Annotated in this window: 6 protein-coding genes; 5 read left to right on the forward strand and 1 reads right to left on the reverse strand. The window is 39.5% G+C overall.

The genetic code is table 11. The annotated features are described in order from the left end of the window. Positions 1–177 precede the first annotated feature (177 nt). From IPK35_20065 to IPK35_20080, 4 genes are all read left to right on the forward strand, one after another. The gene (locus IPK35_20065; GenBank protein MBK8055500.1) at positions 178–3,255 is read left to right on the forward strand and encodes a SusC/RagA family TonB-linked outer membrane protein; all 3,078 of its coding nucleotides are present in this window, start codon (positions 178–180) and stop codon (positions 3,253–3,255) included. Positions 3,256–3,292: 37 nt separating this feature from the next. Next, entirely contained in the window at positions 3,293–4,861 is a 1,569-nt protein-coding gene (locus tag IPK35_20070) for a SusD/RagB family nutrient-binding outer membrane lipoprotein (GenBank protein ID MBK8055501.1), read from the forward strand. Between the two features lie 109 nt (positions 4,862–4,970). After that, positions 4,971–8,276 carry a VCBS repeat-containing protein gene (locus IPK35_20075; GenBank protein MBK8055502.1) on the forward strand — a complete coding sequence of 1,102 codons (3,306 nt, stop codon included), beginning with the start codon at positions 4,971–4,973 and terminating at the stop codon, positions 8,274–8,276. Then, positions 8,273–9,625, forward strand: coding sequence for a vanadium-dependent haloperoxidase (locus tag IPK35_20080; protein ID MBK8055503.1), 1,353 nt, complete (start codon positions 8,273–8,275; stop codon positions 9,623–9,625). Before IPK35_20075 ends, IPK35_20080 begins: the two co-directional genes overlap by 4 nt. 772 nt (positions 9,626–10,397) lie before the next feature. On the opposite strand, the gene IPK35_20085 is transcribed toward IPK35_20080, so the two are convergent. Then, positions 10,398–11,771 carry a vanadium-dependent haloperoxidase gene (locus tag IPK35_20085; GenBank protein ID MBK8055504.1) on the reverse strand — a complete coding sequence of 458 codons (1,374 nt, stop codon included), beginning with the start codon at positions 11,769–11,771 and terminating at the stop codon, positions 10,398–10,400. A gap of 374 nt (positions 11,772–12,145) precedes the next feature. Between IPK35_20085 and dnaE the strand changes: the two genes are divergently transcribed. Further along, a complete protein-coding gene (gene dnaE / locus IPK35_20090; protein ID MBK8055505.1) occupies positions 12,146–15,679 on the forward strand; it encodes a DNA polymerase III subunit alpha in 3,534 nt (1,177 codons plus the stop codon). Positions 15,680–15,767: the final 88 nt, after the last annotated feature.

Below are 15,767 nucleotides of genomic sequence, written 5' to 3' on the forward strand. Positions count from 1 at the left end.
AGTGACTCTTTAATTTTTGTAATTGATTAGAAGTCAATTAATTGTATTTTGTAAAATCTTTTTAATCATCAAATATTAACAATTAAAATTCATTAAAGCATGACAAAACTTTTTATGCAAAATTTGGCGGACAAAGTTTTTCGTTTTGATAAAGCGAAAACTTTTGTTTCATGTCTGATGATGGTGATGGCAACATTGAGTATCAACGCTCAGATGGTATCAGGTACTATCACATCAGACAAAGATGGCTCTCCATTGATCGGAGCGTCAGTACTCGAAAAAGGTACTTCAAATGGTACCATCACGGATGTAGACGGTAATTTCAGTCTGAAACTGACCAAGACACCAGCTGTACTTGAGGTTTCTTACATTGGTTTTACCACTCAGGATATCAATGTTACAGGTACTGAGTCAGGACTTACAGTATCATTGACTGAAGGTACAGCCTTAGAAGAAGTCGTAGTGACAGCCTTTGGTATGAACAGAGCGAAAAAAGCACTTCCATTTTCCGTAACCCAGTTGGGTGGAGAAAAATTTCAGGAGGTAAGAACAGCCAATGTAGGTAACGCACTTACCGGTAAGATTGCAGGTGTTAGCGTCGCACCACCAGCTTCAGGAGCTGCAGGATCTACCAGAGTGGTGATTCGTGGTGGGTCTAATTTAGGTGGAAATGACCAGCCTCTTTACGTCATCAATGGAGTGCCAATGGAAAGCGGCAACTTTGGTCAGGCAGGACTTTGGGGTGGTAATGATGGTGGTGACGGATTGTCAGCAATCAATCCTGATGATATTGAGAGTATGTCTGTTCTAAAAGGAAATACCGCAGCAGCACTCTATGGTGCAAGAGCAGCAAATGGTGTGATACTCATAACCACAAAATCCGGTAAAGCCAGAAAAGGTATGGGCATCCAGTTCAATTCCAATATTACAACGGATAAGGCAATAGACAGGACTGATTTCCAAAATCAATATGGACAAGGTATCGATGGTAAAAAACCAACAACACAAATGGAAGCTTTAGATAACTCCAGCTTTGCTTGGGGTTCAAAATTTGACGGTAGCCAGGTAGTGCAGTTTGATGGAAAAACCAGACCGTACTCCCACCTTGGTGAAAACATCAATGATTTCTACAGAACTGGGGCTACTTACAACAATTCTTTGGCATTCAGTGGCGGTAATGAAACAGGTACATATCGTCTGGCCCTATCTGATTTGAGCAATTCTGACATCATGCCCAATGCAAGTTTCAGAAGACATACTGCCAATCTGAGTATCAATAGTCAGATGAAAAAGTTAACACTGAACTTAACCACTCAATATACATTCCAAAATGTCAAAAACAGACCAAGACTTTCAGATTCTCCGGGTAATGCAAACTTTACTGTAACCACCAAAGCGGGTAATATACCTTACAGCGTAATAAAAGGAGAAACGGACAAGTTTGGTGCTCTTGCTGATGGAACAGAACTAAGATATCAAGGTAATACTTTTGCAACAAACCCTTATTGGGCTGCATATCAGTTCTTCAGAAGCGATATAACCAACAGGTTGCTCGGAAATGCATCTGCAAGATATGATCTCACTGACTGGTTGTATGTGATGGGTAGAGTAGGTACAGATCTTACCAACAGGGATGCTGCAAGCAGCGAAGCATACGGTACAGCATACAAAGCACGAGGAGATTATAATGAGAGTTTCCAAAATGTAAGACAAGACAATTTTGACATCTTCGTAGGTGGTGAGAAAAAGTTTGGATTGATTTCTCTGGATTATATGGCTGGAGGGACCAAATCAAGAACATATAATGAAACAAAAGGTGGCGGTGGAAACAACCTGGTAGTACCATTCGTCCATAGTGTAAGAAATGTGGAAGCCCCAACCGTTAATTATGGATACAGCGCATTTGGTACAAACTCTATTTTTGGACAAGCCAATATTGGATACAATTCATGGTTATATTTAAATCTTACCGGTCGTCAGGATCAGTTCTCTACACTTCCTAAAGAAAACAATACTTTATTCTACCCATCTGCTGGTGTGAGTGCAATATTGTCAGAAGCAGTGAAGCTACCTTCATTATTTTCTTTTGCAAAGGTAAGAGCCTCATGGGCGCAGGTAGGTGGTGGTGCACCTAATCCCTATGCACTTGGACTTACTTACAATTTAGTAGGAACAGGTCATGATGGTGCTAACCTGGCACAAATTTCTCAAGGCTCAATTCCAAACCAGGGGCTTAAACCTTACACATCCACTGAGTTAGAGATCGGAGCGGATATGAGGTTTTTAGATAACAGATTCGGATTGGATATTGCCTACTACAGCAGAAAGACTACAGATGACATCCTTGCAGCAGGTATTTCAGCTACTTCAGGATTTGGAAGCACTTTGGTCAATATCGGGGAGCTATCCAATAAAGGAGTTGAATTATTACTATCTGCAAACATCATCAGAAATGATAACTTTACCTGGGATGCATCTCTTAACTTTGCAAATAACATAAGCAAAGCCATTAATTTAGGAAAAAATGCAAAAGGTGAAGACATTCAATTGATCAATTTGGAAGAATCCAGAGTCCGTCAGGGCGAAAGAGTCAGAAATATAGTAGGACAACCGATCGGAACACTTGTAGGATGGAAACACAGAACTAATGCTCAGGGTGTAAAAGTATATGATGAAAACGGATATCCTGTAAAAAGTGCTGATGTTGAAATCCTTGGTACAGGTATACATCCAACTTCAGCCGGTCTATCCAATTCATTCAGTTATAAAGGTTTCAACCTTTCTTTCCTGATCGATATGCGTGCAGGAGGTAAAATATTTTCAGGAACTAACTGGTTGGCTTACAGATGGGGTCTGCATCAGGAAACATTGGAAGGAAGAGATGGCACTCTGAAAGTGAGTGGAGTATTAGCTGATGGTACTACTCCTATCAATGTGACCATACCTGCTGATAAAGTAGATAACTATTGGTCAAGATATTCAGATATCACTGAGTACCTTACTTATGATGCTTCTTATGGTAAATTGAGAGAATTATCATTTGGTTACAGAATACCGGCAAGTGTATTGTCAAAAACTCCATTTGAGTCGTTATCACTTTCGATAGTAGGTCGTAACCTGGCACTTTTATGGTCAAATGTTCCAAACATTGATCCTGAATCTGCTTATAATTCATCAGGTGCAGCTCAGGGTCTTGAATTTTTTGCAATGCCATTGACAAGAAACTTTGGTATCAATCTTCAGGCCAATTTTTAAGACATATTATTTAATGTATAAAATAAAAAAAGACAATATGAAAAGTATATTTTTAAAGTTTTGCATGATTGCTTCGTTTATAGTTATGGTTGATTCATGCAGCAAAGATGCACTGGCCGACCTGAACGTCGATCCAAACGCAGTAACAGATATTGATATGCAGTATTTATTCACATTGGGTACACTCAGAGTAGGTGGTGAATATGAAAATACAAGGGCATTGATGCTATATGCAGCACCTATGATTCAGCACACAGCTTCTACAGCAGGTTATTTCAGTGGTGATAAATATTTTTACAATTCAGGATATAGTGGCGCCTACATGGAAAGACAATTTACGGATGTGATAAGATTGCTTTCTCAGGTTATTTCCAAAACAAACGGTGATGCAAAACAAGCGAACCTGAATGCTGCGGCCACTCTTGTGAGATCATTCAATATGCACAGAATGACAGACTTGTATGGAGATATTCCTTATACTCAGGCCGGATATGGATTGGAAAATCAGGAAAACTGGTTTCCTAAGTATGAGAATCAAAAAGATGTCTATACAGCCCTTGTAAAAGATGTAAAAGCCGCACGTGACAAATTAAACGCAGCTGGTGGAAGCCTTGGAAAACAAGACCCTATCTATGGTGGTGATATAGCAAAATGGAAAAAATTTGCCAATTCACTTTTAATGCGTATCGGTATGCGTATGCAAAAGAAAGATGAAGCAACCGGGAAGGCAGTTTTTACTGAAGCTTTTACTTCCGGTGGAATTACATCCAATGCAGATAATGGAACCATCAAGTATCTTGCTGGTCCTCAGGGAGTCAACAGAAATGGTTTGAATGACGGATACTGGAATACTTATAAATATTCAAATGACTGTAAACTAAGCAAAACATTTGTTGACTGGATGGTAACTAACAAAGATCCAAGATTGATGATTGTATCAGGTGGAACAGGCACTCCAGCAGACGATAAGACATGGAATGTAGATCCTGCTGCTCAAAAAGGTATGCCAAATGGATATACATCTGCTAACATCAAACCAGTGCTTTCTGCTGCAGATGCTGCTGCATTTGACAAAGATGGTAATAGAATCTTTTCAATGCTAAATCTTAAATATCTTGATTGGCAGGATCCTTATATCTTAATCACTGCTGCAGAGACTGAATTATTGTGTGCAGAGGCTGCAGTAAGAGGATGGATCACTACAAACGCTGAAACTCACTTCAACAATGGTGTCACTGCTGCTATCAACCAATGGACGGCTTTTGATCCATCATTTGCCAGATCGGCTGCAGATGTGACAACTTACATCTCCGGAAGAAAGTTTGCTGCGGCCAATACTGCCGACAGATTAAAATTGATTAGTGAAGAATATTGGGCAGCTACCTGGCTCGATGATATCGAAGCATGGAGCAACTGGAGAAGAACCGGTATTCCTGCATTGGTGCCTACAAAAGATCCAAACAGAGAAGAAGCTAATGAAATCCCTAGAAGACTCAGATACTGGGAAAGTGAAGCAGGTTCAAATCCAGCCAACTACAAAACCGCAGTAGACAGAATGGGTGGAGATAAGTTCATGACCAAAATGTGGTGGGATGGTGGTAATTAATCCACAACCTGTACATTAGTTAATATTATAAAGCCGGGCAATATTGTCCGGCTTTTTACTTTTAAGAAATTCCAATTTTTTAATTACCTTTGTACTTAAGAATCTTGAGATGATAATTTCATTTAAATGGCTATCATGCTGCATTGTTTTCATCCTGTACTTTAGCAGCAGTATTTTCCATCATATCGAAGGACAAAAATCATTTACTACCCTTACTCCTGCCCAATCAGGAATAATTTTCGAAAATACCTTACCCGAGACTCCTGATGCCAATATCATCACCTACGAATATTTTTACAATGGCGGAGGTGTTGCAGCCGGAGATTTCAACAATGACGGACTTGGGGACCTTTATTTTACGGCAAATTTGGCTGAAAATAAGTTATTTTTAAACCTGGGCAATTTCAAATTTAAGGATATCACAAAATCTTCAGGCGCTGGTGGGAAAAGAGGTTGGAAGACAGGAGTTTCTGTGGCTGATGTCAATGGTGATGGATTTTTGGATATATATGTTTGTTATTCCGGTGATGTGGACCCTCAGCACAGGCACAATCAGCTTTTTATCAACAATGGCAATCTCACCTTCACAGACAAATCAGCGCAGATGGGAGTGAATGATAGCGGACACACCACTCATGCTGCTTTTTTTGATATGGATCGCGATGGCGATTTGGATTTGTACGTCCTGAATCACAATATCAAAAATCTCAGAAACTTTGATGCCGCATTTGTCAAAAAGATGGTTGATCCGGATGCAGGCGATAGACTCTATGAAAATGTAAACGGAAAGTTTGTCAACATAACTCAAAAAGCCGGTATCATCTCCAATCCGCTTGGGTATGGACTGGGTGTCAATATTGCAGACATCAATAATGATGGCTGGCCGGATATTTATGTGACCAACGACTATGTCGAAGAGGACTATCTCTATTTGAACAATCAAAACAGTACATTTAAAGAGTGTCTGAAGGAGCAGATCAGCCATATATCCAATTTTTCTATGGGTGTGGATATTGCTGATATCAACAATGATGGCTGGCAGGATATCTTTACCTTGGATATGCTGCCTGAAGACAATATCAGACAAAAACTGCTCTATGCGCCTGACAATTATGAGCTATATAATAATATGGTACAAAATGGATTTCACCACCAACTTATGCGCAATATGTTGCAGATCAATAATGGTAATGGAACATTCAGCGAAGTGGGTCAGGTCGCTGGAATATCCAATACGGATTGGTCATGGTCAGCTTTATTTGCGGATTTTAATAATGACGGGCTCAAAGATTTATATGTGACCAATGGTTACGGAAGAGACATGATCAACAGGGATTTTATGAAGTTCTACGCATCCGAAAGGCTCAAACACCTGCAGGGAAAGACCGATACCAAAATGTTTAAGATGTTACAGACGATCAGATCTACTCCTTTAAGAAATTATATCTACGAAAATACCGGAAATTATACTTTTAAAGACAGATCAGTGGATTGGGGATTTGAGAAGCCTGATTTTTCGCATGGAGCGATCTATGCAGACCTGGACAATGATGGAGATCTGGATATCGTTGACAATAAGATGAATGCTCCGGCCGGAGTATATAGAAATAATTGTATAGAACAAAAGAAGGGTAATCAGTTTCTAAAAATAGCACTGATTGCCTCAGATAAAAATTCCCAAGCTATTGGTGCAAGGGTCACGATCTTTACTCCATCGGGCATCTTGATGCAGGAGAATTATCCGGTTCATGGTTTTCAGTCTTCCATGGCGGTGCCATTGCATTTTGGATTGAAAAGTGATAACATTGATTCCATCTCAGTGAGGTGGCCAGATGGAAATGTCCAATCACTCTATGACCTAAAAGGCCAAATTAATACAACTATTGTTATCAAAAAAATCAGTGGAAGAGTAGAAAAAATCGGGCAAAAAAACATGGATCCTATTTTTATAACTGACGATACAGCAATACCTTACATACATGGAGAATTAGCCAAAAATGACTTTAAGGTACAACCTCTGATGCCCGATATGATATCTTACAACGGTCCAAAAATGGCAATTGGCGATACCAATAAAGACAATCTGCAGGATATTTATTTTTGTGGTTCATCAGGAAAGGCTGGTGTCATGATGACTCAGAAAGGAGACGGGACATTTGCAGCCATATCTCAGCCGGACTTCAATACTGATGCCAGGTATGAAGATACCGATGCTGTATTTTTTGATGCGGATGGCGATGGTGACCTGGATTTGTATGTCGTCTCAGGAGGATTTTATGGAGGAGCATCTGATGAATTGCTCCAGGACAGATTTTATCTGAATGCTGGTGGCACTTTTTTTGCAAAACCAAGCCGAGTTCCTAAGGAAAATCACTCAGGTAGTGTTGCGATTCCAATGGATTTTGATGGGGACGGTGACCTGGATATATTTGTTGGCGGAAGAGTCGTACCGGGTAAGTTTCCGTTATCACCCGGAAGTTTATTATTGGTCAATGACGGTAAAGGTAACTTCACTGATGGAACCCAGCAGTATGCACCTGCTTTCAAGGAATTGGGAATGGTCACTGATGCCAAATGGGAAGATATCAATAAAGATGGTAAAAAAGAATTGATAGTAAGTGGTGATTGGATGCGATTGGAGGTTTTTTCTGTGGCCAATAACACTTTCAAAAAAGTCACTGAACAATATTTTGACAAATCATACTACGGTTGGTGGAAAACCATCGCACTGGCAGACATAGATAAAGATGGTGATCTGGATATCATTGCCGGCAATTGGGGCAGCAATGCTCAATTTAAACCTTCAGATAAAGAACCTATGGAGTTGTACTATGATGATTTTGATAAAAATGGATACTTAGACCCTATATTGAGTTATTATATACAGAGTAAATCACATCCTATGGCATCACGGGATGAGATGACTGATCAGATTGTTGGGTTAAGACAACGGTTTGTCACTTATGATGCGTATAGCAAGGCTTCGCTGGAAGATATTTTTTCGAAAGAACAGATTGAAAAATCACCAAAACTGACGGCCAATCATATGTCCACATCTCTGTTTTTGAATGATGGAGGAAATTTCAGATATACCCGACTGCCGGTTGAAGCCAATTTTTCACCTGTGTACAGCATAGTCAGTGAAGATTTTAACGGAGATGGACATATTGATGTTTTATTGGCTGGAAATGTAGAGCAAACCCGGATAAAGATAGGAAGAACAGACGCCAATATGGGTTGCCTGCTGGTAGGTGATTCGAAAGGCAATTTCAAATATATTCCACAGTTGCAATCCGGACTAAGCATCAAAGGTTGTGTCAGAAGTCTTGAAGTGATGACCGATGGAAAAAAAGAAAAGTTTATAGTTTCCGGCATCAATTCAGGGAAGGCATTGAAAATCACTTGGAAAAAATGAAAACAACACACTTAAGATTCATTATCTCAATCATTGCTTATTTAAATATAAGTTTGGTTTTTTGCCAAACTAAAAAGATAAAGCCTGCGGTAGAATATGTAACTACACTGAAAAATATCACAAATGTCATGGTCAATGATGTCACATCTCCTGTGGCTGCTGCCAGATATTATGGATATATCACACTTACGGCATATGAAGTACTTTCCGTATCAAACGCTTTGGATTATCCATCTATGTCTACGGTACTGAAGTTCCCGGAAATAAAGATTTCTGATGCAGTGGATATAAAAAAAATCGATCCAGCAATGGCTGTAAACCTTGCAATACTGAAGGCCGCTGAAAAATTACTTCCCTCAGGCCCTACACTTTCGGGTCAAATAAGTCAATATATAGAGAACTATCATGTACCTACAGGAAAATCAGAAACAGGAAAACATTCTGTGGCACTTGCAGGTGAAGTTGCCGACCATATCGTCAGATGGGCACGCACAGATGGTTTTCAACAATTAAATAACCTGGAAAGATATACTCCAAAATCTGATCCGGGTAACTGGAAACCCACCGCACCGGCATTTATGGCTCCTATAGAACCGCAATGGAGAACCATCAGACCATTTCTTATGGATTCAGCACAACAGTTCAAACCTAAGTTACCTGCTCCTTACAGCACAGAAAAAAACAGTTCATTTTATCAGCAAATGCTGGAAACGTATGAAGTAGGTAACAGAGCTGATAAAAAAGAGCAGGAAATAGCCATGTTTTGGGATTGTAATCCGTTTGCCGTGCAGCAGATAGGTCATGTGGAGTTTGGAATAAAAAAGATATCGCCTGGTGGACATTGGATAGGTATCACGGGGATTGCAAGTAAAAAGAAGAACATGGACCTCGGCCAAACTGTGCTCACACACGCTATCATCGGAATCACAATGCATGACGCTTTTATAGCTTGTTGGGACGAAAAATACAGGAGTGATCGGGTAAGGCCTGAGACAGCTATCAATCTTTTGCTGGATCCAAGATGGCGGCCATTACTTCAGACACCACCATTTCCTGAGTATGTTTCGGGACACTCGGTGGTTTCATCGGCAAGTGCACAGGTGTTGACAGCTATCTTTGGTCCAAAACTTTCATTCACTGATGATACTGAAATAGAATTTGGACTTTCAAAAAGAAAGTTCAGATCATTTATACAGGCAGCGGAGGAAGCATCCATCTCCAGACTTTATGGCGGTATACATTACAGGGACGGCATTGATCAGGGAGTTTGGCAGGGAAAAGAAGTGGGTAAGTTGTCCATATCAAAACTAAAGAAATACTATCAACTCATCAGCAGGCAAAAACAATAACAGTTAGAATTGGTAGTTTTATCCTAAATTTTGAATTTTTTCGCTCGGCTCCACCTCCGCTTCATTATACAGATCTCCTACGGTAAACTCATTACTCTTTCGCAATAAGTGTCATCATTTACTACCCTTTTTTACCTCCAACTATTGGGCTTCCTAATTCTACTTTGTCATCTTCAAAAATCTAAGTCAATTACACTTTCATCAAAATTTAATCAACCGGAAACCTGATAATTTTTGATAGTTAAAGATTCCTAATAATGGCGACAGAATTATTTTAATAATAAAGACATGTGTATCATCGTCTTTAGAAAAATAAATTCTCGTCGGTATAAATGTATGGGTAAATTAGGGTCACAACTGTTGGGTTAACCCAACAGTTTTCCAATCAATCGGAATGTCCGTATAATTTGACAAAGTAGAACTAATCCAATGCTCACTAATCCAATGCTCACTAACACACAAGGTAAGCCTTTTATGATATTTCTGTCCGTACAGTCATTGTTTTGTCGCTCCGATTTACATCGGTCTTCTTTTGGCTTCCTTTAGATTCCACTTCAGAGTGGACACCCTTGCCTTTGACTAACACTTCCCATTGACTGGCGTATTCGGGACTTTAACCCTATAGTGTAATGGTATGCTTAGCGCATATAAAGAAAAGCGAAGGTTAAATGTTTTTAACCTTCGCTTTTCTTTATACACAATTTTGATTTACCCTTTACATATCAAAACTAAACCACTTGATGACGAAATTCAATACAGGGTTATGTGAATATTATCTTACAAACACGGGCCATTTCAATCTTTTATTGACATTATCGCCAATGGCTCTACCCAACTGTAAGCCCTTGCTATTGTCCATAGGGTAATGGATGCCCCCATAGAGGCGACTATTGGCACATTCTTCAGCCATCACATCAAAATTGGAGAAGCTTCTGGCAAAAAATCCATATTTTAGCTGACTATAATCTGTAAACTGGAAATTGCCATCTCCTTTGGTAAACATCGCAGCCAATATTCTGGAACCGGCACCCATCTCACATGAATGACCTGATGTATATGCCGGAAATGGAGGTGTACCAAGCAATGTTTTCCATGCGGGATCGATATGTCTGTTGATATATGTAACCGGTCTCAAAAGCACATGATCATATTTTCCCTTCCAGCAAGCAATAAAGGCATCGTTTTCTGCAATTCCAAGTCTTGCAATAGCGACACTCGTTTTTGCAAGAGTTGCTTTTTCTTCAAATAGTATTTGTGTCAGGATATTAAAAGTATGCCCGGCAGGTGTACAAGTGGCAAAAGGATCATCAGACCAGTATTTGGCTATTTCAACCTGTTCTGTGGTATTGTTTTTGACCTGATTGTAAGTAGCTATTGCTTCTCTATAAAACTCAGAGTCTTTTGATTCTGAAAAAACAACAGGCATGGGCACTTTTGTTTTTTCAACATTGACATCCATGAAAGGTCTGTTATTTCCCCATCTTGGACAAAGTGGGTCTTTGACACTTCCGGTAGGGACCCAACAATATGCATCAGTAGGAATGACGTATGGTTTTTGAAATGGTTCCAAATAAGCTTCATGACCACCATCTGCCTTTGAATAATCATAAACAGCATCAGCCACTTTTTGTCCAAATGCCACTGATCGGTCTACTATCTCTGTATTAACGGATGTAGACATTTCCTTTAAATTAGCTTTCTCCATATCTTCAATATTAAGTTTGTCTGCAGCCTTAAGATTCTTGTCATACATATACAACATCATTTTGGCGACAGCAGCATTGGATGCAATAGCCCAATTGTATTCCAAATGAGATTCAGGAACAGGCAAGGTAAAACTTTGAAATCCTTTTAATTGAGACTGTAGTGAAACAGCTCCTTCAATTCCATGTCTTACTGCTTCGTAATTGGTTATGGAGATATAGCCATACGCTCTTGCTGCTTGTGGAGGAAAAAATCCGGGTGTATTTTTTGTAGTGGTACAAATAAGGTCATAATAGTCAATAAGATGATTTGCTGAGTACGATTCCACATCCGGACTTTTAACTTCGCTTTCATCCTTTGAACATGACTGGAAAAACCCTACAAGTATAAACAAAAATACAAACTTGTAAATATTTTTAGGTAGACAAATTGAACAGTACATAATTTATTTTTAAGTGTTTATAAATTAAATAAATATTTAATATGTATATATCAAACATTGTGCCACTTTTTAATATGACACTCTATTCCGATATTACCCCTATTAAAATTCAAATTATTTTCTGTTCACTATAGATAATGAAATGAGCTTATTTTGAGCGAAAAGAGTCAAATTTAGCAGTCCGCCACTGCGGAAAGGCAATTCGACGAAAAATTTAACGAATTTGCAGTCAAAATAAGACGTTTTATTGCTTACAGATATTTTTTAAACAAACTCTAAAGCGGATAGCTCGGGCTAAAGGTATCGCCCTGAAAACAAAAAAATTCTTATATTTGCATTTTTAAGCATTCAAAGTATAAAAACCCAATCTCACAGTGATAGATTTTTGTCACCTGCACTCACACACACAATATTCGCTGCTTGACGGCGCTTCTGATATAAAGACATTGATGAAAAAAGCAAAGGCTGATGGTCAATCTGCTGTTGCAATTACAGATCATGGCAATATGTTTGGCGTATTTAAGTTTGTAAAAGAAGCCAACGCCAAAGACATAAAACCAATCATCGGTTGTGAGTTTTATGTATCAGAAGACAGACACATCAAAAGTTTTGAAAAGTCCCGTGGCCAGAAAGATGTACGCTATCATCAATTGATGTTGGCCAAAAATACTATTGGCTATCAAAATCTGACCAAACTTTGCTCTCTCGGATATACGGAAGGGCTATACGGCAAATACCCAAGAATCGATAAAGAACTGATCCTGAAATATCATGAAGGACTCATCGCCACATCATGCTGTATAGGAGCCGAAATACCACAAACTATATTGACGGGAAATACAGAGCTCGCAGAAGAAAGACTCAAATGGTGGATTGACCTTTTTGGAGATGATTACTACATAGAGCTACAAAGGCATCGTGGCATGGAAAAGATTGATGATACTGGTATGAGTCAGGAAGATGTCAATCAGGTGCTGCTGGGATTTGCAAAGAAATACAACGTCAAGACCATAGTGACCAATGATGCACACTATGTAGAAGAAGAAGATTATGCTCCTCACGACGTATTGTTGTGTGTCAATACGGGTTCGCTACTCGAAGATAAAGAACGATTTAAATTTCCGAGTTCTGATTTTTATTTCAAAACTAAGGCAGAGATGAATACGCTCTTTGGTGATGTGAAAGAGGCTGTTGAGAATACTATGGAAATTGCATCTAAAATAGACGATATCAAGCTGACTCGGGATATCTTGTTACCTGCGTTTCCCCTACCCGCAGGATTTGATACCCAGGAATTGTTCTTAAGACATTTGGCCTTTGAAGGAGCTAGAAGAAAGTACGGCACGATAAGTCATGTAGTTGAAGAGCGACTCAATTTTGAGCTGGATGTCATTACCAAATCAGGATATTCTGGTTATTTTTTGATAGTACAGGATTTTACTACTGTAGCTCGTGATATGGGCGTCTCGGTGGGTCCTGGTCGAGGATCAGCCGCGGGTTCATGCGTAGCATATAGTTTGGGTATCACCAATATAGATCCCATCAAATACGATTTGCTTTTTGAGCGTTTTCTCAATCCGGAGAGGGTATCTATGCCCGATATTGACATTGACTTTGATGATGATGGCAGAGACAAGGTCATCAATTATGTCATCGATAAATATGGCAAAAATCAGGTGGCGCAAATCGTCACTTATGGTACTATGGCTGCAAGGTCTTCACTGCGGGATGTAGGCCGCGTGATGAATATTCCGCTCAATGAAGTGGATAGAGTGGCTAAGATATTTCCATCCCATCTCACTGCTACATTGGCAGGCGTACTGGCAGAAAAAGATATCGAAGCTAAACAAAAGGAGGTCTTCACCAGTGAAGATAAGGAAAAAGCCTATGAATTCCGAAAAATGTCTGAGGAAAAATCCGAAATCGGTGAGATGATCCGGACAGCCAAAAAACTGGAAGGGTCGGTCCGAAATACAGGAATCCATGCTTGTGGTGTGATCATCACACCGGACGATATCACCAATTTTGTACCTGTATCTGTAGCTAAGGATTCTGAGCTTTTGGTATCTCAATATGACAACTCTGTAGCTGAAGAAGCAGGATTGCTCAAAATGGACTTCCTTGGTCTCAAGACGCTAACCATCATCAAAGATGCACTGGAAATAATTAAAGAGAGATATGGTACTGACCTGGATATCGACAGTATCTCTCTGGAGGACGAAGAGACTTTTAAACTTTTTCAGCGCGGAGACATGGTCGGCATCTTCCAGTATGAATCTCCCGGTATGCAAAAATACTTAAGAGACCTTGTACCAACGAGATTTGAAGACCTAATTGCTATGAATGCGCTGTACCGGCCGGGGCCACTTCAGTACATTCCGGATTTTATAGCCAGAAAAAATGGTAAGCAGGAGATCAAATTTGACCTTGCAGACATGGAAGAGTATCTGGCAGAGACATATGGAATCACAGTATATCAGGAACAGGTGATGTTGTTATCTCAAAAGCTCGGTGGTTTTAGCAAAGGTGATGCAGACATGCTCCGTAAAGCCATGGGTAAAAAGCAAAAAGCTGTCCTTGATAAGATGTTTCCCAAATTTATTGAAGGATGTAAAGCCAACGGTCATCCGGAAGATATAGTAAAAAAAATTTGGACAGACTGGGAAGCTTTTGCATCTTATGCATTCAATAAGTCACACTCTACTTGTTATGCCTATATAGCTTTCCAGACTGCATATCTCAAAGCGCACTACCCTGCTGCATTTATGGCATCAGTACTCAATCACAATAAGAGCGATATTTCCAAAATCAACTTCTTCCTACAAGAAACTAAAAGGATGAAAATCGACGTACTTGGACCAGATATCAATGAAAGTAATATCAAATTTGCAGTCAATGTCAAAGGGCAAGTTCGATTTGGATTGTCTGCACTCAAAGGTGTAGGCGAAGGACCGGTAGAAGAAATCGTCAAAGAACGCAAAGAAAACGGACACTTCGAAGATGTATACGATATGATGAGAAGACTCAATCTGCGTTCTGTCAACAAAAAATGTATGGATAGTCTTGTACTTGGTGGTGCATTAGACTCATTTGGAAGTATCAACAGAGCGCAATATTTTGAAATATCCGGTGACCGGACTGAAACATTTATAGAGTCATTGCTCAAATATGGATCCAACTATCAGTCTCAGAAAGAAAGCAACCAGATGTCACTTTTTGGTGATGCTATGACACAGTATATCGATAGTCCAAAACCACCATCAGTACCAGAATGGAGCCAAATAGAAAAGCTCGAAAGAGAAAAAGAAGTCACAGGCATCTATATCAGTGGGCACCCACTGGACGACTATCATCTGGAATTTCAACATTTTATCAACTGCCCGCTGGAGAAGGCTGATCAAGTACAAGGAAAACTCCTGAAAATGGGTGGAATCGTCACTGATGCTACTTTTGGCACATCACAAAAAGGTACCGGGTATGCAAGGTTTACCATCCAGGATTTTACAGGAAGTTTTCAGATCAATCTATACAATGAAAAATTTGAATCTTACAAACATCTCATCACAAAAGGTCAGGTGCTATACATAGAAGGAAGCAATGAAAAGGGGTATTCTCAAGATCGCTTTTTCTTCAATGTCAAAGACATTCGCATGCTTGATACTATAGGTAAAAATATGACCAAATCAGTCACCGTCAAGTTACCACTCCACATCATGAATGAAAAATTAGTCCATGAGCTTGAACACCTTTGTCTCCAAAGAGTGGGACCACATACTGTCAAACTCAAAGTGGTAGATGAAGGTGACGATATAGGAGTGGACCTAGTGGCTACAGCCATGAAAGTGACTGCCGACTATCAGTTTGTCAATGAACTTGAGATGATGGGACTGGCTTATAAGTTGAATTGATTTATAATAAAAACAGAATCTGGATTTACACTATTGCCTTTTATGTATTATAACGGATTTTGGGATATTAACTATAAGAATTCGGATA

It is taken from the genome of Saprospiraceae bacterium (assembly GCA_016713025.1).
Lineage (GTDB): Bacteria > Bacteroidota > Bacteroidia > Chitinophagales > Saprospiraceae > OLB9.